This is a genomic window from Catenulispora sp. EB89, from assembly GCF_041261445.1.
Lineage (GTDB): Bacteria > Actinomycetota > Actinomycetes > Streptomycetales > Catenulisporaceae > Catenulispora.
Genome location: NZ_JBGCCU010000009.1, coordinates 1 through 20111, shown reverse-complemented (window position 1 = coordinate 20111; position 20111 = coordinate 1). Strand labels below are relative to the sequence as shown.

17 protein-coding genes are annotated in these 20111 nt (G+C 70.1%); 11 read left to right on the top strand and 6 right to left on the bottom strand.

The window, feature by feature from the left end:
* Positions 1 to 61 precede the first annotated feature (61 nt).
* The 4 genes from ABH920_RS20560 to efeB all read left to right on the top strand — a co-directional run bounded on the left by ABH920_RS20560 (position 62) and on the right by efeB (position 5146).
* Positions 62 to 1507, top strand: coding sequence for a DUF418 domain-containing protein (locus tag ABH920_RS20560; RefSeq protein WP_370350669.1), 1446 nt, complete (start codon positions 62 to 64; stop codon positions 1505 to 1507).
* Between the two features lie 237 nt (positions 1508 to 1744).
* Positions 1745 to 2623 carry an alkaline phosphatase family protein gene (locus ABH920_RS20555; protein WP_370350962.1) on the top strand — a complete coding sequence of 293 codons (879 nt, stop codon included), beginning with the start codon at positions 1745 to 1747 and terminating at the stop codon, positions 2621 to 2623.
* 124 nt (positions 2624 to 2747) lie between these two features.
* Positions 2748 to 3914, top strand: a complete 1167-nt coding sequence (locus tag ABH920_RS20550) for an EfeM/EfeO family lipoprotein (protein ID WP_370350668.1) — start codon at positions 2748 to 2750, stop codon at positions 3912 to 3914.
* A complete protein-coding gene (gene efeB / locus ABH920_RS20545; RefSeq protein WP_370350667.1) occupies positions 3911 to 5146 on the top strand; it encodes an iron uptake transporter deferrochelatase/peroxidase subunit in 1236 nt (411 codons plus the stop codon). Before ABH920_RS20550 ends, efeB begins: the two co-directional genes overlap by 4 nt.
* Here efeB and ABH920_RS20540 read toward each other — a convergent pair whose 3' ends face one another.
* Entirely contained in the window at positions 5147 to 6064 is a 918-nt protein-coding gene (locus ABH920_RS20540) for an LLM class flavin-dependent oxidoreductase (RefSeq protein ID WP_370350666.1), read from the bottom strand.
* A gap of 80 nt (positions 6065 to 6144) precedes the next feature.
* On the opposite strand from ABH920_RS20540, the gene ABH920_RS20535 reads away from it, so the two are divergent.
* The gene (locus tag ABH920_RS20535; RefSeq protein WP_370350665.1) at positions 6145 to 6900 is read left to right on the top strand and encodes a TetR/AcrR family transcriptional regulator; all 756 of its coding nucleotides are present in this window, start codon (positions 6145 to 6147) and stop codon (positions 6898 to 6900) included.
* On the top strand, positions 6894 to 7631 hold the full coding sequence (locus ABH920_RS20530) for a hypothetical protein (protein WP_370350664.1): 738 nt from the start codon (positions 6894 to 6896) through the stop codon (positions 7629 to 7631). The genes ABH920_RS20535 and ABH920_RS20530 overlap by 7 nt, the downstream gene beginning before the upstream one ends.
* A gap of 114 nt (positions 7632 to 7745) precedes the next feature.
* Here the strand turns inward: ABH920_RS20530 and ABH920_RS20525 are convergent, their stop codons facing one another.
* Entirely contained in the window at positions 7746 to 8108 is a 363-nt protein-coding gene (locus ABH920_RS20525; protein WP_370350663.1) for a hypothetical protein, read from the bottom strand.
* Positions 8109 to 8252: 144 nt separating this feature from the next.
* A complete protein-coding gene (locus ABH920_RS20520) occupies positions 8253 to 8420 on the bottom strand; it encodes a hypothetical protein (RefSeq protein WP_370350662.1) in 168 nt (55 codons plus the stop codon).
* A gap of 75 nt (positions 8421 to 8495) precedes the next feature.
* Between ABH920_RS20520 and ABH920_RS20515 the strand changes: the two genes are divergently transcribed.
* The 4 genes from ABH920_RS20515 (at position 8496) to ABH920_RS20500 (ending at position 12065) form a co-directional block, all read left to right on the top strand.
* Positions 8496 to 9194, top strand: coding sequence for a winged helix-turn-helix domain-containing protein (locus ABH920_RS20515; RefSeq protein WP_370350661.1), 699 nt, complete (start codon positions 8496 to 8498; stop codon positions 9192 to 9194).
* A complete protein-coding gene (locus tag ABH920_RS20510) occupies positions 9191 to 10507 on the top strand; it encodes a sensor histidine kinase (protein ID WP_370350660.1) in 1317 nt (438 codons plus the stop codon). Before ABH920_RS20515 ends, ABH920_RS20510 begins: the two co-directional genes overlap by 4 nt.
* An 85-nt stretch (positions 10508 to 10592) precedes the next feature.
* The gene (locus ABH920_RS20505) at positions 10593 to 11477 is read left to right on the top strand and encodes an endo alpha-1,4 polygalactosaminidase (RefSeq protein ID WP_370350659.1); all 885 of its coding nucleotides are present in this window, start codon (positions 10593 to 10595) and stop codon (positions 11475 to 11477) included.
* A 30-nt stretch (positions 11478 to 11507) separates the two neighbouring features.
* The gene (locus ABH920_RS20500; RefSeq protein ID WP_370350658.1) at positions 11508 to 12065 is read left to right on the top strand and encodes a dihydrofolate reductase family protein; all 558 of its coding nucleotides are present in this window, start codon (positions 11508 to 11510) and stop codon (positions 12063 to 12065) included.
* A 145-nt stretch (positions 12066 to 12210) separates the two neighbouring features.
* On the opposite strand, the gene ABH920_RS20495 is transcribed toward ABH920_RS20500, so the two are convergent.
* The 3 genes from ABH920_RS20495 to ABH920_RS20485 form a co-directional block, all read right to left on the bottom strand.
* A complete protein-coding gene (locus ABH920_RS20495) occupies positions 12211 to 16557 on the bottom strand; it encodes a discoidin domain-containing protein (RefSeq protein WP_370350657.1) in 4347 nt (1448 codons plus the stop codon).
* 338 nt (positions 16558 to 16895) lie between these two features.
* Positions 16896 to 18113, bottom strand: a complete 1218-nt coding sequence (locus tag ABH920_RS20490) for an FAD-dependent oxidoreductase (RefSeq protein WP_370350656.1) — start codon at positions 18111 to 18113, stop codon at positions 16896 to 16898.
* Between the two features lie 2 nt (positions 18114 to 18115).
* Positions 18116 to 19339, bottom strand: a complete 1224-nt coding sequence (locus ABH920_RS20485; RefSeq protein ID WP_370350655.1) for an FAD-dependent oxidoreductase — start codon at positions 19337 to 19339, stop codon at positions 18116 to 18118.
* Positions 19340 to 19605: 266 nt separating this feature from the next.
* On the opposite strand from ABH920_RS20485, the gene ABH920_RS20480 reads away from it, so the two are divergent.
* Positions 19606 to 19842 carry a hypothetical protein gene (locus tag ABH920_RS20480; RefSeq protein ID WP_370350654.1) on the top strand — a complete coding sequence of 79 codons (237 nt, stop codon included), beginning with the start codon at positions 19606 to 19608 and terminating at the stop codon, positions 19840 to 19842.
* Positions 19843 to 20111: the final 269 nt, after the last annotated feature.

The following is a 20111-nucleotide window of genomic DNA, read 5'->3' as shown; positions in this document are numbered from 1 at the left end:
GGGCCGTTTCCATCCACCCGCCGGATGTCGATCACGCGGCGAGGCGGCGAGGCTGGCTGGCATGATCCAGCCGACCGCCGGCACCGGCACCGGCACCGGCCGGGCCGACCAGATCGGGCAGGCGCCGGACGCCCGCCGCCAAGCCGACGGCATCCTGCCGAGCGCACCTGCGGCGATCCGGCCGATCGACACACCCCAACCTCCCGCAAGCACCGCCACCGCCGCCGACCAAGCCGAGCAGGCACCTGACGCCCACCTCGATGCCGACGGCATCCGGTCGAACACACCGCTGGCGATCCGGCCGATCGACACGCTCCAGCCTCCCGAAAGCAGCGCCAGCGCCGACCAAGCTGAACGGGTGACCACCGCACCATCGACAACCCGCCGGATCGAGACAACCGCCCCGGTACCAACCCGCCTCATCGGCCTAGACCTGGCACGCGCCCTAGCCGTGTTCGGCATGTTCGCCGCACACGTCGGCCCCGATCCGTCGGTCGGCGGCCCGGAGGGCGCGCTGATGCTCCTGTCCCACGGACGCGCGTCGGCGCTGTTCGCGCTCCTGGCCGGAGCCTCGCTGGCGATCATCGCGGGCCGTCGGGCGCCGCGAACCGGGGCGGCCGGGCGCCAGGCCGTGGCGCGGATCGTCATCCGGGCGTCGCTCCTGCTGGCGCTCGGGGTCGCGCTGACGGCATGGGACCCGCCGGTCGAAGTCATTCTCGCCTACTACGGCGTCTACTTCCTGCTCGCGCTGCCGCTGCTACGCCTGCACACCGGCACGCTCGCCGCCATCGCCATGGCTTGGGCCCTGGCCGGCCCTCAGCTCTCCTACCTGCTGCGCGCCACCTTCGAGCTCGGCGACGGCACGGCCGGACGCTTCGAGGGCCCGGTCGCGCTGCTGCTCACCGGCGGCTATCCGGCGCTGACGTGGATGCCGTTCGTGATCGCCGGCATGGCGCTGGCCCGCCTCGACCTGAGCGCCGCGACCGTACTCAGGCGTCTGACAGTCCTCGGCGCCGGTCTCACCGCTGCCGGCTACGGCCTGTCCTGGCTCGTGTTCCGCTTCTTCCCGCACCTGACGGGCCTGGTCACCCTCGCGTCCGGCAGCGACGGGGAGAACGGCACCGTCCCGACCGACAGCGCCGCCAACCTCCTGGTCGCCTCCCCGCACAGCGGCACCACGTTCGAGGTGCTCGGCAACACCGGATTCGCGATCCTCACCGTGGTCGGCAGCCTCGCGCTCCTGGACCGGCTCCCCCGCGCGCGCCGCCTCCTGGCGCCGGTGATCACCGTCGGCACGATGTCCCTGACGGTCTACGTCGGCCATCTCGTCGGTATCAGCGTCCTGGGAATCGACGACCAGTCGGACGAGCCGCTGTGGGTGCTGCTCGGGTTCATGGCGACGGCCGTCGTGTTCGCCAGCCTGTGGTCCCGACGGTTCCGGCGCGGGCCGCTGGAGTATCTGCTCAACGCGGCCACCAAGCCCGCGGCACAGTTCAATCGAGCCTGAGAGCAGAGCCCACACCTGCTAGCCCGCACCTGCTAGCCCGCGCCTACTAGCCCACGCAGTACCCGCCATGATCGCGGTCCTCGCGCGCCGCAGTTTCCCGCACCGCAGCGCTCAGCCTCTTGATGTTAACCAATCCTTTGCCTCCGACGGTGTTCCACTTGTCACGGTCCGTATCTAGCATCACCGGTGCTGCCTTCCCCACGCCCCACCGCTCCCACAAGGAGAGATCCCATGCGGATGAATCGCAAAGCCCTGTCGCTGACCGCGGCCCTCGGCACCGTCGCGCTGGCCGCCGCCGTCGTCCCCTTCGCCACGGCGTCCAACCCCACCACGCGGGTCGCGTCCCCGGCCACCGCCGGCGTCGTCCCGACCCCCGACCACGTCGTCGTCGTGATGGAGGAGAACCACTCCTACGACGACATCATCGGCAGCTCCGACGCCCCGTACATCAACTCCCTGGCGTCCTCCGGCGCGCTGCTGACCAACTCGTTCGCCGTCACCCACCCGAGCGAGCCGAACTACATGGCGCTGTTCGGCGGCGACACCTTCGGCCTGTCCTCGGACAAGTGCCCGGTCAGCGAGGGCAGCACCGCGAACCTCGGCTCGGAGCTGCTGGCGGCCGGCAAGACCTTCAAGGGCTACTCCGAGAACCTGCCGAAGACCGGCTCGACGAGCTGCACCTCCGGCGCCTACGCGCGCAAGCACTCGCCGTGGGTGAACTTCAGCAACGTGCCGAGCTCGGACTCGGTGCCGTTCAGCCAGTTCCCCAGCAACTACTCGACGCTGCCGACGCTGTCCTTCGTCATCCCGAACCTGGACGACGACATGCACGACGGCACGGTCAGCGACGGCGACACCTGGCTGCAGAACAACCTGTCATCCTACGCGACCTGGGCCCAGTCCCACAACAGCCTCCTGATCGTCACCTGGGACGAGGACGACTACACCGAGAGCAACCAGATCCCGACGATCGTCGTCGGCGCCGGCGTGAACCCCGGCCAGTACAGCGAGCAGGTCGACCACTACAACCTGCTGGCCACCCTGGAGCAGATGTACGGCCTGTCGCCGGTCGGCAACAGCTCGGGCGCCGCGGCCATCACCGACATCTGGAGCTGAGCACGCAGGCCTGACCTGATCGGCCCAACGCGCGGCGGACGACCCGAGCCCTCCGGGTCGTCCGCGGCGTGCTGCGTTCCGGATCAGAGCTCGTATTCAGACGAGGAAAGGAACCCCGAGCGTCATGCGCCGTGCCTCCTGGCAGGTACGCCTCGCGGTGCTGCCGATCGCGACGGCCGTCGCCGTGGCGGCGGGCGTCGCGCAGTCCCACCCGGCGGCAGCCGGCGGCCCGATCGCCGTCCGCGCCACCGGTTGCGGCACGCCTCCCACCACCGCCGACGCCGGGCGCGTCGACTTCGCGGTCACCGACGACACGAACGTCTTCGCGACGGTCTACCTCGTGGACACCGCGAACCGGGTCTACGCGGAGATCCCGTGGCTGACGCCGGGACGCACGCTGCCCCTGGCCACGACCCTCGGCGCGGGCCGCTACGCGATCCGCTGCGTCCTGTCTGACGGCAAGGTCCACACCACGTCGCAGTTCTCCGTCTCGGGGACGACGTCCGACGCGGTCGCCGGCTACAAGCCCCTACCCGACCTGGACCTGACCGCGCCGGTCAAGGCTTATCGCGCCTGGCTGGGCACCGCGCTGCCGAAGCTGCTCGCCGCCTCGCAGACCCTGGACGCCGACGTCGCACGCGGCGATCTGCGGGCCGCGAAGACGGACTGGCTGACAGCCCACCTCGACTACGAGCGGCTGGGCGCCGCGTACAACTCGTTCGGCGACTTCGACGCCGCGATCGACGGGACCGTGGCGGGGCTGCCGGACGGCACGGCGGACAAGAGCTGGGCCGGTCTGCACGCCATCGAATACGGACTCTGGCACGGCAGTTCCGCCACAACCATCAGACCACTGACACAGGCTCTCGTCACCTCGGTCCAAGGACTGATCGACGACTTCCCGAGCGAAGAAGTCGATCCCGGCGATCTTCCGCTGCGCGCCCACGAAATCCTGGAGAACACCCTGCAGTTCCAGATCACCGCCACGGCGGACGCGGGCAGCGGCACGAGCCTGGCCACGGCGTACGCGAACACCGAGGGCACCCGCGAAGTTCTCAGCGTTCTGGCCCCGCTGATCGACGACCGGACTCCGGGCCTGCGAGCCCGCCTCGACACCGAAATCAGCACTCTGCAAAGCGATCTGACGGCGACCCGCGACGCCTCCGGTGCGTGGACTCCGGCGCCGGCCATCACCACCGCGCAGCGTCAGCGCATCGACGCCGACCTGGACCAGTTGCTCGAAGACCTGTCCACGATCCCTGATCTGCTGGCCCCGAGGACGAACGCATGACCGGCCTGGCGAGACGCTCATTCCTGCGCGGCGCGGCTGTCGGAGCCGCCTCGGCGGCTGCCGTCGGCGGTGCCGCGGGGGTCGCTGCGGCGGCCGTTGCGGACTCCGGTCCGGGACCGTCAGGGCGTCGGATCGCCTTCGAGGGCACACATCAGGCCGGGATCCTGACCGCGCCGCAGGATGCTGCGACGTTCGTGGCGTTCAACGTCACAGCACGCAGTGAGGCCGATCTCAGGACTCTGTTCCGGACGCTCACCGAGCGCGTCAGGTTCCTGACGTCCGGAGGTGTGCCGGACGCGACCGACGTGGCGTCCCCGCCGACCGACAGCGAGACGATCGGCGCGAGCGTCCCCTCCGACGGCCTGACCGTGACGGTCGGGGTCGGGGCGTCGCTGTTCGACGACCGGTTCGGCCTGGCGAGCCGCAAGCCGGCGCGGCTCACCGCGATGCCGGTGTTCCCGGACGACCACGTCGAAGGGTCCACGGAGCTGCACGGGGACGTGATGCTCCAGATCTGCGCGGACTCGCGGGACACGGTGATGCACGCGCTGCGCGACATCGCCAAGCACACGCGCGGCGGGATGCAGCCGTCGTGGAAGGTCGACGGCTTCCACGCCGCGCCGCGCCCGGACGGGACGCCCCGCAACCAGCTCGGGTTCAAGGACGGGATCGCGAACCCGGACGTGTCGAAGACGTCCGTGACCGAGGACCTGATCTGGACCCGGGGTGGCGGCGCCGAGCCGGCGTGGACGGAGGGCGGCTCGTACCAGGTGGTGCGGATCATCAGGATGCTGGTGGAGTTCTGGGACCGGGTGTCGCTGCACGAGCAGGAGAACATGATCGGCCGCCGGCGCGACAGCGGGGCGCCGCTGGACGGCTCGGCGGAGCACGACACGCCGGACTATCCGGCGGATCCGCGCGGCCTGGTGATCCCCGCGAACGCGCACATCCGACTGGCCAACCCGCGCACCGGCGCGACCGACAATCAGCAGATCCTGCGGCGGGGCTACAACTACGAGCGGGGCCTGGATGTGAACGGGAACCTGGACGTCGGCCTGATCTTCTGCTGCTACCAGCAGGACGTGCGGCGGCAGTTCCAGGCGGTGCAGGCGCGGCTGGCCGGGGAGCCGCTGGTCGACTACATCCAGCCGACCGGCGGCGGGTACTTCTTCGCGCTGCCCGGGGTTCGGGATGGCGGGGACTTCTTCGGGTCGGGGTTGCTGGGGCTCTGATCAGCCTTTTGCGACCGCTTCGCGCACCGCGGGGACGACTTCGTCCGTCCAGCGTCGCAGGGTCGTGTCATCGTGGGTGTCGCCGGGCCGGACCAGGTAGTTGAAGCCGGTGGCGCCGCCTTCCAGCACGGCGTACGTGAGCTCGTCCACCCACTGCCGGACGTCGCCGCCGCACCAGCGGTCTTCGTCGTCGCGGGTCTGCGCCGGTGGGACCGGGTCGCGGGTGATCTGCCCGGCCGTGAGGTAGATGGTGCCGATGTCGTCGGGCTTGCGGCCGACCTCGGCTGCCGCTTCCTCGATGACCGGTCGCGCCTCGGCGACGACCGTGCTGCGCCAGTCGGCGGCGTACGGCGGAATCCAGCCGTCGGCGTTGCGCCCGGCGACGGCCAGGCCCTTCGGGCCGCCCACGCCGACCCAGATCGGCGACGTCGGTGTCGGCGTCGGCATCAGTTCCTTGACGGGGTAGAACTCGCCGTCGACCGTGACCGGGTCGCCGCCGCCGGTGAGCGCGCGGACGAGGACGATCGCCTCTTCCAGCGCGCGGATGCGGGCTCCGGGCGACAGGCGCGGGATGCCGAAGGCGTCGACTTCCTCCCAGGATCCGTTCGCGCCGAGGACGAGGATGGCGCGGCCGCCCGAGTGCGTGGACAGGCCGGCGATGGTGCGGGCCAGCATCGGGGCGGGGCGGCTGAACAGGTTCGTGCAGATGACGCCGCCGCTGAGGTTCTTGGTCGCGCCGAGGATGTAGCCGAGCGTGGCGTAGGCGTCGACGCGGTCGGCGAGGGAGGGGTGGTCGCCGATGCTGAAGAAGTCCAGGCCCGCCTCGTCGGCGCTGCGGGCGTGCCGGTGCATGTCGGTGACCTGGTGGTTGTCGCTCTCGAGGCCGAGGCCGAAGAGGACTGTGCGGTGCGGTGCCATGGCGAACACTGTACGTACCGAACGTTGTTCGTGTCGAACGGTGTTCTGAGGTCGGCGTGTCGCTGGTAGGTTGCGGTTTCATGTCCTCCGATGCCGGTTCCTCCGACGCCGGTCTGCCGCCGACGCCGTCGACGTCCTTGCGGCCCCGTGGCCGTTCGACGCGTGACCGTCCGGCCAAGGCGCCGTTGAGCGTCGACGTGGTCGTGGACGCGGCGCTGGCGATCCTGCAGTCCGACGGGTTGGACGCGGTGACGATGCGTCGGGTCGCGACCGCGCTGGATACGGGTCCTTCCACGCTCTACGTCTACGTCCAGGGGCGCGAGGGCTTGCTGCTGGCGATGTTGGACCGTGTACTGGCGGGCGTCGAGCTGGAGCCGCCGGACCCGGCGCGGTGGCGTGCGCAGCTGCATGCGCTGCTGGCTCGGACGCGCGCCGCTTTGACCGCGCATCCCGGGATCGCGGCGATGACCTTGGTCGAGTCGCCGACCACTCCGGCGGTGCTGGATCTGGTCGAGAACCTGCTGGGGATCCTGCTCGCCGGCGGCATCGGCGCTCAGGACGCGGCGTGGGCTTGCGACGTGTTCGTGTTGCTGGCGACCGGCGCTGCTCGTGAGGACGATGTGCGCTATCGCGGTGGTGGTGACGAGGACGGTGCCGGTGCTGGTGGCCTTCGGGCGCGAGCCGAACGGGTTCGCGAGACCTTCGTGGGGCTGCCGCCGGAGCGGTTTCCGTCCCTGGTCGCGCACGCCGCCCAGATGGTCGCCGGAGACAGGGACGAGCGGTTTCGGTTCGCGATCGACATCGCGCTTGACGGAATGCTGGCGAGGAAGTGCTGACCCGGCTGCGCCGCCGGTCGACCGTCATCACCGCCGGAGTCGTCGCGCTGGCGCTGGTCGTGGTGCTGATAGCCAACGGCGTGATCAAGCACGTCGCCGAGGGCCGCATCGCGCACCTGGCGACGTGCCGCCTGCAGGCCACCGGGCCGGTCCACGCCGCACTGCCCGGCACGTTCGCCGGCCTCGGCGCGGTGTTCGGCAGCGTCGGCGACGTGCACGTTCAGGCCGACGGCGTCCCCCGCGACGGCGTCACAGCCCACGTCGACGCGGTGCTCCACGACGTCACCCCCGGCGGCGCGACCAGCGGCGGCACGGCGATCGCGACCACGCCCTACAGCGCCATAACGCAGCAACTGGTGCAGATGTCAGGACTCACCGACCCGACGATGGCCGCGGACGGCACCACCGGCCTGCTCATCACCGGCAGCCGCGCCGGCCTCCCGGTCACCGTCCACGCCACGATCAGCACGAGCCCCGACAGCTTCACCATCACCCCGACCACGGTCAGGGTCCTGGGACGCAACGTCAGCGTCGCAGGGCTACAGTCGATCCCGCTGGTCAAAGACCTGGCACACCAACTGGACCCGAAGGTCTTCGCCCTGCCGAACCTGCCCGACGGCGCGACGCTGACCACGGTGCAGGCGGGAGCGTCGGGGCTGAGCCTGGACTTCTCGGTACCGAAGCGGAGCGGCAGTAAGGCGGACACGGTGTGTCCCTCGGCGACTGGTTGAGATCAGCCGGACCTTGTGGGCTCGCGGCGCTGCTTCGCAGGACCCAGCGTCAAACCGCCAACGTGCCCTGATGGAAGTCAGGCGCCACACTGAGCTTCGCCACGTTGCCCGGCGTCACCAAGCCGCACGCCGACCGTTGGCGCGCTCCTCGAAGTCGACACCGTCAGCCGCGCCGACACCGCCGTTGACCAGCTTCCGGAGCTCGCCGAGCGCCGCACGCTGCGAAGTGCGGACGCTGCTTTGCGCCGCCGCGTACACGCCGTTGATCGTCGCGAAGTCGCCGCAGCGACCGTGCGTGCACGGGTTCTCGGTTGCGGGACGGATCCGGTGTGGCTGCGCGCGGCGGCCCTCGGCTTCAGCCTGCGTGGTTTCAGCGGCGGAGTAGCGCAGGTCGTACAGCGCTCGATAGGGACGCCAGTTGCCGGCCTCGTCGGCCTGGGCAGGCCAAGACGATCCGTGCCGGATGGAACGGGACATTCTTCCTCGCAAGGTGGGGCCGCCGGACCGCCCGGCGTGCCCGACCTCTACGAGTCGGCGCCCGTGAACCTGCCTAGAAGTCGATTGCGCATGATCTCCATGATGCCGTACTCCGTCGCCGGACAGAACCGCATATTCGCCGCCCTACCGCTTCGACGCAGTGGTCACCGCATGCGCCTGACCGCTCGCCCCGCCGAGGTCGCGCAGGCCGCCGCCGTCCCGGGAATGGGACAGGCAGCCGCTGCCTATGAGCAGCATCACCAGCCCGATGGCGGTCGCGATGCCTATGTGACTGAGCCGTATACCTGTCATGCGAGCAGGCTGCCCGATCGAAGATGAGGCCATGATGAGGCGGCTCCGGCGCCCCGGCCCGGTAATCTCGCGATCATGCGCGTACTGGTGGTGGAGGACGACCCGGAGCTCGCCCCGGAGCTCGTGCGGGGGCTGCGGGCGGCGGGCTTCGCCGTCGACCTCGCCGGGGATCTGGCCGAGGCCGACCTCAAGCTCGCCGTCAACGCCTACGACTGTCTGGTCGCCGACCGCACGCTGCCCGACGGCGACGCGCTCACGCTCCTGGCCGCCCGGCGCCAGGCCGGCTCCACGCTTCCGGTGCTGCTGCTCACCGCGCTGGACGCGGTCAGCGACCGGGTGGCCGGCTTCGAGCACGGCGCCGACGACTACCTCGGCAAGCCGTTCGCGTTCGCCGAGCTCACCGCGCGGGTACGGGCGCTGTGCCGGCGCGAGCAGCCCGCGCGGCCCGCGGAAATGCGCGTCGCCGATCTTGAGCTGGACTTCCCGCGACGCCGGGTCCGGCGCGACGGCGTGCTGCTCACGCTGACCGCGAAGGAGTTCGCGGTGCTGGAGGTCCTGATGCTGCGGGCCGGCGAGGTGGTCACGCGGACCGAGCTCATCGAGCGCTGCTGGGACGAGCAGGCCGACCCGATGTCGAACGTCGTCGACGTCCTCATCGGGCAGCTGCGCCGCCGGCTCGGGCCGCCCGACCTCATCGAGACCGTGCGCGGCGCCGGATACCGCCTCGGGGATCGGGTCGAGGACGGGCTCGAGGACCGGGTCGAGGGCACGTGATCGGGCGCCGAGCCCGGTCCGAGAGGCCGAAAAGATCCAGCTCCACGACCCCCGCCGTCGCGCGCCTGCACCGGGCCCGGTGGCTGACGACGCTGCTGTTCGCCGCCACGACCGCGGCGTGCCTGGTCGTGTTGGCCGCCGTCGCCGTCCACACGGATGCGCAGTCCCGGACCCACCGCGTGGACGACGACGTGACCCACCGCGCCGACGGCCTGGCCCGCACCATCTACTACGACGACCAGGGCCGGCTCCGCCTCGACGGCATGACCGACGACAGCCTCGCCGACGGCGCCGACGCGCTCGGAGTGGTCCAGGCACAAGCACAGCCCGGCCAGACCGGGACTCCGGCACCGGCAGTCCGCTACGCCAAACCCTCCACCGCCGCGCTGCCGGACCAGTCGGGCCTGAACGACATCTGGCAGACGCTCCAGCACGACCAGGAAACCGTCCTGGTCACCGCCCCCGACGGCGACGGCACCCGCTACCGCTGGGCCGCGACCCCCATCTTCCAGGGCGACAAGATCGACGCCGCGGTCCTGGTCGGCAGCGACCCGGCGCGCAGCCAGGCCGACCACCGCAAGCTGACCGAGTGGCTGGCCGCGGGCTGCGCCGCGCTCGTGCTGGTGGCGGCGGCCGTCGGGCACCTGCTGTCCGGACGCTCGATGCGTCCCGCCCTGCGCGGGCTGGAACAGCAGGAACAGTTCCTCGCCGAGGCGGCGCACGAACTGCGCACGCCGCTGACCGCCCTGCGCCTGGTCGTCGAGAACGGCGGCTCGGCCGAGGGCGGGGCACCGGCCGCGCTGGACGAGGCCGTCCGGCGCGTCGACCGGATGGGACGCCTGGTCACCGGGCTGCTGGCGCGGGCCCGGATCGAGGCCGGCGTGCAGGAGGTCGAGCACACGCCGCTGCGCCTGGACCAGCTGGTCGAGCAGACCGTCGCGGAGCTGCCGGATCCGACCGGGATCACGGTCGACACCGAGCCCGTGGTCGTCGACGGCGACCCCGAACTGCTCTCGCAGGCGGTCAGGAACCTCGTGGAGAACGCCGTGCGGCACGGCGGCGGGACCCCGGTCGAGGTCGCGGTCACAGCCGCCGGTGTCACAGTGCGCGACCACGGTCCGGGCGTGCCGGCCGAAGACCGAGGGCGAATCTTCGAACGGCAGGTCACGGGCGCCGGGAGCAGCGGCACGGGAACAGGGCTGGCGATCGCCCGGTGGGTGGCCGAGCTGCACGGAGGTACGGCGCAGCTGACCGACGCTCCCGGCGGCGGGGCGCTGGCGGAGTTGCTGTTGCCGCCTCGGAGCAGTGGCTGAGCGCGCCTCATCATCGCCTCATGCAGCGCCGGAGACAGTGGAGTCGTGCCGTGAGCCGCGGCGCCGCGAACCGGAGGAGTAGACGATGCGCACATTGCCCGCGATCGGTGCCGCCATCGCGGCGGTGACGGTGGTCGCGCTGGTCGCGGGCTGCTCGTCGAGCAGCGCCTCCGGAAACGACGACGCCTTGAGCCCATCCTCGCAATCAGCGGTTGGAGCACCCGCACCAGGCGCGAAGCAAGTGGTCCCGCCCCCGATCGGCGCGAAGTTCGACTATCAGCTCGGCGGTGCCTACCCGGTCCCGCCAGGCGTCCAGGTCGTCTCCCGCGACAGCACCGCCAGCCCGGCCGCCGGCGTCTACAACATCTGCTACATCAACGCGTTCCAAGCCCAGCCCGGCACCGAAAGCTGGTGGAAGGCCAACCACCCCGACCTTCTCCTCACCAACACCGACGGCGCACCGGTCATCGACAAGGACTGGAACGAACAACTCCTGGACGTCTCCACCGACGCCAAGCGCGCCGCGCTCGCAAAGGTCGAATACGCCTGGATCGACGCCTGCGCCGCCAAAGGCTTCCAGGCGACCGAGGGCGACAACCTCGACTCCTACCAGCGCTCGAACGGACGCCTCGACGCGTCCCAGGCCGTCGCCTTCGCGACCCTCCTGGCCCGGCACGCGCACGCCGACGGCCTGGCCGTCGGCCAGAAGAACACCACCGAACTGCTCGACCACCGCCGGCAGATCGGCTTCGACTTCGCCGTCGCCGAGCAATGCGGCGCCACCGGCGAATGCGACCAGTACGCCACCGCCTACGCCGGCCGGGTCCTCGACATCGAGTACGACGACGCCGGGTTCGCCAAGGCCTGCCAGGCCTCGAAGTCGGGGATGTTCGGGATGTCCGTGGTCCGGAGGGACCGTGACGTCTCCCCCGCGGGCAGCCCCAAGTACGTCTACCGGCAATGCCCCTGACGTCGGCCACCAGCCCAGTACCCTACAAACATGGCCAAACTGATCTACTCAGCCATCGCCTCCCTCGACGGATACGTCGAGGACGAGACCGGCGACTTCCAGTGGGCGGCCCCCGACGCCGAGGTGCACGCGTTCGTCAACGACATGGAGCGCCCGATCGGCACCTACCTCTACGGCCGCCGGATGTACGAGACGATGGCCTACTGGGAGATCGTGGACCGCGAAACCCAGTCGGCCGAATCCCAGGACTTCACCGACGTCTGGCGCGCCGCGGACAAGATCGTGTACTCGCGGACGCTCCAGACCCCGTCGACCACACGGACCCGGATCGAATCAGCTTTCGAACCCGCCGCGGTCAGGCAGCTCAAGGAGTCCGCGTCCAGCGATCTCTCGATCGGCGGCGCGGAGATCGCGAGCGTGGCACTGGCCGCCGGCCTGGTCGACGAGCTCCAGCTGATCCTCAACCCGATCATCGTCGGCGGCGGGAAGCCCGCGCTGCCCGACGGCTTCCGGGTCGGCCTCGAACTCCTGGACGAGCGGCGCTTCAAGGCCGGCGTCGTCTACCTCCGCTACCGACTGCGCGCCTAACCGCAGCGGCAACCGCAAAACAGCGACAGCGACAGCGACAGCGACAGCGACAGCGACAGCGACAGCAGAACACGAACCGGGCCGCCTCCCCGAAGGAAGACGGCCCGATCCTGATGTAGCTATCCGGTCCTGTCGACCGGACCCGCTACGGGTTCACATTGATGGTCATCGTGCTGGTCGTGTTCTGAATGTTGACGTCGTTGTTGCTCTCCGTCAGATGGTTGAAGGTGACCGTCCCGACGGCCGGCCCCTGCCCGGACTCCGGAAGCGGGTTGGCCCAGATCCCGAAGCCCGACTTGCCGTTGCCGAACCCGTCGTTGTTGGCGTGTGCCCCGGAGATCGTCATGTTCGTGAACGTGGTGTCCGTGAACGGGTACTGCGCGGTGTTGCCCACGTAGTCCGTCTGGAACATGATCCCGGTGTACGTCGGATCGGTGATCGACCCGCTGCTGACCCGGATCCCCTGGAAGGGGTTGGTCGCCGAGAAGGCCCAGATCGCGCCGAACGCCTGGTTGCCCCAGAAGTGCCCGCCGTCACGGTCCAGCGAGAAGTTCTGGATCGTGGTGGTCTGCGGGGCCGGTTCGAACCCTTCGAACGCGAACCCGAAGTTCAGCGAGCTGATCGTCAGACCCGGGTAGCACAGCGTGTCGGAGACGTTGAAGTTCTGGACCGTGTTGGCCCCGCCGCCGTAGATCGCGACACCCGCCGCGCGCCAGGGCGCGATGGCCGTGACGTTCTGGATGGTGTTGTTGATCTCCTTGCAGCCGCTGCAGCTGTCCTGCGCGGCGAACAGCGCGAAGCTGTCGTCGCCGGTGCTGCGTGCCTCGTCGTTGGAGATGAGGTTGTTCTGGCTGCCGTTGGTGAGGTTGATGCCGTCCGCGAGGGTGTCACGGATGCGCATGTTGGTGAACGAGGAGTTCTGCACCGCCGTCAGACCCCAGACACCCACCACGTTGTGCTCGATCCAGACGTTGTCGATCGAGATGTTCGACACGCTGGTGAGCTGGAAGGTGTGGCCGGGGCCGTCCACGCGGGTGGTGTAGTTGCCGAACCACGCGAAGCCGCTGAACGACGAGCCGCTGGCCGTGGACTGCACGTCCCAGCCGGTGTCGGTGTTCGTCTGGCTCTGCGGGGCGACGAACTGGGTGTACCAGACGCCGGCGCCGACGACCTTGATCGCCTTGCCGTAGACGGTCAGCCGGCCGCTCAGCGCATACTGGCCGGCCGGCAGGTACACGCCGGTGTACTTGCCCGTCGTGTCCTGGCGGACCGTGTCGATGGCGTTCTGCACGTCCTGCTGGGCGAAGCCGGCGGGGACGAGCAGGTGCGCCGGGTCGGGGTTCGCAGTCGGGGCGGTCTGCTCCAGGTTCATGAAGTCGATCGCGTACTGCGAGCTGTTCCCGCTGTCCTTCTTCAACGTGAACACGGTGCCCTGCGGGTACGAGTTGGCCAGCAGGAAGCTGGACTCGTCGTAGATGTGCCGCGGCGAGCCGGCGCTCGGGGAGTCGCCGGGGCCGGTCTCGGCGCCGTAGAGCCACGCGTAGTGCGAGGTCAGGTTCAGCGGCTGCACCAGGTTCCCGTTCGCGTACAGGTCGAGGGTGGCGTTGGTGCCGCCGCCGCCGGGCGCGTCCGGGATCGAGTAGCGCAGGACGAAGGTGTTCGTCGACTCCCGCGAGGTCCAGCTGACCGAGTCGCCGATGTTGTCCAGCGTCACCGCCTTGCGCTGGGTGGCCTCACCGGCGATGTCGCCGATGGTGCGGTTGGGGCCGACGGCCGCCGCGGAACCGCCCAGGGTGCCGTCGGTGCTCTTGTAGCTGTCGTAGGGCATGTTCGCACCCTGACCCACGAACAGCGGGGTGTCGGTGGTCAGGTGCGGGACCTTGATCGGCAGCTCGTTCGGGTCGGTCGCGATCACCATGTGCGCGGTGTACTTGCCGTTGACGGCGTTCCACGTGCCCAGGGTCACCGGGGCCGCGGTGGCGCCGGACGCGATCGCGCCGCTGATCGAACCGGTCAGGGTGGCCACCGTGGTGTTGTTGGAGTCCAGCAGCGTCACGGTGATGCCGTGCGAGCCGCTGGTGGTGGCGATCGTGCCCTGGTTCTTCACCGAGGCGGTGAAGGTCACCGTGTTGCCGTTCGACGGGTTCGGCGGCGTCCAGGACAGCGTGCCGACCAGGTCGGCGGACTGCACCGGGGCGACGACCAGGCTCGTCGGGTTGGTGTAGCTCTGGTTGGCCTGCAGCTCGAAGTTCTTCTTCGACTCGTCCACCTTGGTGGTGAGCTGGTAGCTGCCGGCGGTCAGGGTGCCGATCGGCGCCGAGACGGTCTGCGTGGCGCCGGGCGCCAGCGCGCCGACGGTCGTCGAGCCGACCTTGTTGGTGCCCAGGTAGAAGTTGACGTCGGTGGCGACCGAGGCCGCGGTGCCGGCGTTGGAGATGACGGCGGAGGCGGTGACGTTGTCGGTCTCCACCGGCGCGGTCGGGCTCCAGGAGGAGCTGGTCGGGGTCAGGTCCGGGTTCGGCGACGGGGTGCCGAAGACCTGGAGCTCCGCGACCTGCCCGCCGGGGGCGCCGCTGTTGCTGGTGATGGACAGCTCGACGTCGGCGACGCGCGCGCTGACCGGGATGGTGACGGTGTTCTGGTTGCTGTTCGGGTCGAAGGAGTAGGACTGCGCGGCGGCGATCGTGGTGAACGTCGTCGAGCTCTGCTCCCGGCCCAGGACCGCGATGGTCTGGGTGCGGGCGCCCCAGGCGGTGGCCGGGTTCAGCTTCACCACGACCGAGGACAGATCGGCGTTGGCGCCCAGGTGCACGGTCAGGTTCGACGGGTAGGACGAGCCCTCGAAGTACGTGGTCACGTCACCGTCGTTGGCGTTCGCCGGGGCGTACGTGAACGTGTACGGCGTACCGTCGATCGGCTTGTTCAGCGCCAGGTTGGTCTGGCTGCCGCCGGACCCGGTGCGGGTCACGGTGTTGGACGCGGTGGACTCGTTGCCGGCCGCGTCGTGCGCCTCGACGTAGTAGGACACGGTCAGGGAGTCCGCGACCGCGTCGGTGTACGTCAGGGTGCTGCCGGAGACCGTGGCGACCTTCGCGTTGTTGCGGAAGACGTCATAGCCGGTCACGCCGACGTTGTCGGTGCTCGCGCCCCAGGTCAGCTTCACCTGGCCGGAGGCCGGCTGGGTGTAGGCGAGGTTGGTCGGCGCGGTGGGCGGGGAGGTGTCGCCGCCGCTGGCGCCGGTGCGGGTCACGCTGTTGCTGTTCGCCGACTGGTTGCCCGCCGCGTCGTGCGCGCGCACGAAGTAGGTGACGGTCTCGGTGGTCGGCGGGTTGTCGGTGTAGGTCAGCGCGGTGGCCGGAAGCGAGGTCAGCAGCGCGTTGTTGGCGTAGACGTCGTAGCCGGTGACAGCCACGTTGTCGGTGCTCGCGCCCCAGGTCAGGGCGACCGCGCCGGAGCTGTTCTGGGTGTAGGCGAGGTTGGTCGGGGCGCTGGGCGGCGTGGTGTCGCCGCCGGAGGGGCCGTAGACCTGGAACTCGCTGATCTGGCCGGCCGGCCACGCGGTGTTCGCGGTGATGTTCAGCCGCACGTACCGGGTGGTGGTCGCGGTGAAGCTGATCGTCACCGTGTTGCCGTTGGCGTTCGGGTCGAACGTGTACCCGGCCGAGGCGACGATGTCGCTGAACGAGGAGCCGTCAGTGCTGCCCTGCACGGCCAGCGTCTGGGTCCGCGCGCCCCACGAGGTGGCCGGCGGCAGCTTCAGCACCACCTGGTTGACCGACACCGAGGCGCCGAGGTCGACCTGGAGCCACTGCGGGAAGGCGTTGTCCGAGCTCTCCCAGTAGCTGTTCGCGTCGCCGTCGTTGGCGTTGGCCGGCACGTAGTTCTGGGTGTACCCGCTGGCCGACATGGTCTTGCCGGACGCCAGGTTGTTGGAGGACACCGCGGCGCCGAAGACTTCGAAGTCGGACAGCTGCGCGGCGCTCCAGCCGGTGTTGGCGGTGATGTTCACCCGCACGTACCGCGCGCTGGTCGCGCCGAAGCTGATCGTCACGGTGTTGCTGTTCGCACTCGGGTCGAAGGTGTAGCCGGCCGAGGCGACGATCGTGGAGAACGTCGAGTTGTCGGTGCTGCCTTGTACCGACAGCGTTTCGGTCCGCGCGCCCCAGGAGGCCGGGAGCTTGAGCACGACCTGGTTCACCGACGTCGCAGCCCCCAGATCGACCTGCGCCCACTGCGGGAACGAGCCGTTGGCGCTCTCCCAGTAGGAGTTCGAGTCGCTGTCGGTGAGGTTGGAGCCGACGTACGGGGAGTTGGTGCTGGAGACGGAGACCGCCTTGCCCAGCGCGAGGTTGGTGCCCGCCGCGTGCGCGGCCGTGGCCGGCAGCATCGGGAGCAGCGCGGCCGTCATGGCCGCCAGGACCAGGCCGATCGCGCCGCGGCGCCATCGTCTGGCCGGGGCCGGCGAACCGGCCGAGAGTATTCCGTGACGCATCGACTTCCTCGGTTCGTGGGGCGGGAAGGGGGACGCGTCAGAGCCCTGCGAGGCCCGCGAGACAATTCTCGATCGAGTCTTCGATCTTTTCATGACTCTGACGCTTTTTTGCGCCGTGCCATGGGGAAGTTACAGAGACGCTACCGACAGGTCAAGAGGTGGAGGAGGTGGGGGGAACGATGGGCGAGTTCCGCCGATTGGACGGCTTCACCCCTGTTGGGGTGAGTCGGGGCCCCGGATGTTCGAGATCTGATCTTCTCCGGGGCCCCTCGGTGCTCGGCGCGGGAGCGGCGGCGGTAGCGGTCGGTCCTCAGCGCGGCAGCGGCGACGGCCGGTGCTCAGCGCGGCAGCGGCAACGGTCGGTGCCCGATGACCCGCTGGCCCATCGCTGCGGAGTCGCGCACGGCGGCGAAGCCGTAGTCGCGCATCGCCGCCTCGTAGTCCGCGATCGCCGTCGTCAGAGGTTTGCGACCCTCCGCAGCGGCGACCAGTTCCTCCCCCAGGGCCAGCGCATCGCGGAAGGCGGTGTTGGCGCCGATGCCGAGCGCCGGGCTCATCGCGTGGACGGCGTCGCCCACGACGGTCACGTTCCGCGCCGGCCAGGCCGGGACCGGGACACTGCTGCGCAACACCAGCGGCTGCACGGTGTCCAGGTCCCACATCCGGATCAGCTCGACGACCGCCGGGTGCCAGTCGGCGACCCGGTTCAGGGCCAGCGTGCGCAAGTCGAGGCTCGATGCGGAGGACAACTCGGCGTCCGGAGGCAGGCGGTCGGTAACGGCGCTGAAGACGACCAGGGCGAAGTCACGGGCGGCTTCCTGCCGGAAGGCGTGGTCGCGCTCGGCGATCAGCGGCGAGGCCGGGTCGCTGCGCTCCAACGGGCCGAAGGTGACCATGTCATGCCGGCGGTCGGCGATCAGGGTGAACATCGAGAACAGATCCCGCGGGATCTTCGCGCGGGTCTCGTCGTCGAGCGGGACCTTGGCCGCGATGTGCCGAGCGCCGAGGTCGACGACTTCGGCGTGCGGCAGGAGCTGCGCTCGGATCGCCGAGTTCACGCCGTCGGCGGCGACCAGGACGTCCGCTGTCGCGCTGCCGCCGTCGGCCAGGTGTGCTGTGACGCGCCCGGCCTCGTCGTGGGTGTAGCCCGTGACGCGCGCACCGAAGCGGACCCGGTCCTCCAGGCCGCTGATCAGGACCCTGCGAAGCGTCGACCGGTCGGCGACGAGGTGTTCGGGCAGGTCGCTCACGGCGCCGCCGACGGAGCCGCTGATGTCGCGCGGCGGGCCGGGGTTGAGGTGTTCGTCGAAGTGCAGGATGGCCTGGCGCGGGATACCGGCCGTGGCGAGGAACAGCTCCCGCAGCCGGGGTTCGAGCACCGTGGACAGCACCGATGTGCCGGTGGAGTTGACGTGCAGGCGGTAGCCGGGGTTGCGGCTCGCCAGGTCGGCGTCGCGTTCGAGGACGAGCACGTCGATCCCGTGCCGGTGCAGGTGGCGGGCCAGGGCGAGGCCGGCCAGGCCGGCGCCGGCGATGGCGACTCTCAGCTCGGACATGCTCAGGCCTCCAGCGTTTCGCGGCTGGGCAGCGGGTTCTGGCCGACCAGGCGGTGCCCGCGCTCGGCCGACTCGCGCACCGCGGCGAAGCCGTAGCCCAGCATTTCGCGCCGGTACTCGTCGAGCGCTTCGGCGACCGGTTTTCCGGCGGTGGCCGCCTCGACCAGCCGGGCGGTCAGCACTTGGGCGTCGCGCAACGCGGTGTTGGCGCCGACACCGATCGCCGGGCTCATGGCGTGCACGGCGTCGCCGAGCAGGGCGACCGGGCCCGGGCGCCAGCCGCCGTGCGGGACGCTGGAGCGCACCGAGACCGGGAAGATGGATGCGGCGTCCTGGGCTGCGACGATCGCGCCGACCACCGGATCCCAACCTTCGACGTGGGCCAATTCCAGGTCGCGGAGCTCGACGCCGGTCATCGCGAACAGCTTGTCGTCGGCGGGCACGAGCTCGCGGCGTGCGCCGAAGACGCAGGTGAGGTAGTCGTCGTCGGCGGACAACGCGATACCGGGGGCGTGCCGGGCCGTCGCGGCGTGCATCGGTTGGCGGTACTGGACCGGGGCGAGGCCGACGAAGCGTTTGTCCGGGCCGGTGATGGTGGTCCAGAGGCCGAGGAGGTCTGGCGGGACCACGATTTCCGTTTCCGGGCCGCGCAGCGGGACTTTGCCGTAGACGAGGCGCAGTCCGGCATCCATGACTTCGGCTTCGGGCATCAGCTGCGCGCGGACCGCGGAGTTGACGCCGTCCGCACCGATGAGGACGTCACCTTCGGCGGTGCGGCCGTCTGCGAAATACGCGGTGATGCCGCCGTCCTGCGATGCGGCGTAATTCACGAGTCGAGCACTGTAGCTGACGGCGTCTTCGAGCCCTGACAACAGGATCTCACGGAGCGTCTTGCGGTTGACCGCGAGATGACCGCCGCCGGGCAGCTCAGGGTCGTCGGGCAGGGTCTGGGCATGCAGGCGGCGCAGATTCTGGTCGAGGGTGTCCATACGTCCGCCGGGCGTGCCGGCGGTGGCGGCGAAGAGCTCGAAGGCCGACGGCGCGAGCAGGTTCCGCAGTGCTCTGATTCCATCGCCGTTGACGCGGATTCGGTAGCCCTGGTTGCGGAACGCCGCGCCGGCGTCCTTCTCGAACACGGCGACCTCGACGCCTGCGGCGTGCAGACCTCGCGCGAGGGCGAGTCCGCCGATGCCGGCGCCGGCCACGATGACTTTGAGGGTAGACACGAAGGAGTCCCTTCTCAGTGAACGGATCACGAAAAGGGACGCACTGGTTGTGCCTGGGAAGCGGGCACTGTACGAGCGGAGTGAATCCGCCATCCGGACTACCTACCGGACCGTGGCTTGCGTACGTCCACCGCTGACGCTAGCACCTCGGGGTGCCGCGAAGTCAACTCGCGAAGTCAACTCGCGGATTCGCCGGCGGGTGAGCAGACCCTGTTCGGTGGGAGCGGACGTACGCGCGGTGGGGACGGGTCCAGCTCGGGGATCCGATGGCGTACGTCCGCAAGGCGCTGCTCAACCAGCAGCGGGACTGGTGGCGCCGTCGCCAGCATCGCCCGGAGTGGCCGACGGCCGAGGTGCCGGACGTGCGTTCCCAGGACGACCACGCGGCCGGCGTCGCGCAACGCGACGCGACGCTCGCGGTTTTGGCACAGCTCACACGGCGCGAGCGGCAGGTGCTGGTGCTGCGGTACTACGCGGATCTGCGGTCGGGCTGCGGGCGGTGACGGTCGAGCGCGGCTGGTGGTGTGGTGAGGGGGTCCGAAGGACCATGCGGGGTGTTGGTTCTGGGTCCCTCGCCGCGTCGACGGGCGAAGCCAACCTGGCCGGGCCGGTGGTGTCAAGCCGGACGCGACAGCACCCACAGCAGCAGGGGTGCGGCTTGATACCGCCGGACCGGACCAATGCCGCGTAGTTAAGGTTTTGGTGGTGTTGTCAAGTGGGGCTGTGAGCTGTGGGTTTATAGAGTGAACGAGACCTCTGATATGCCGGTTCT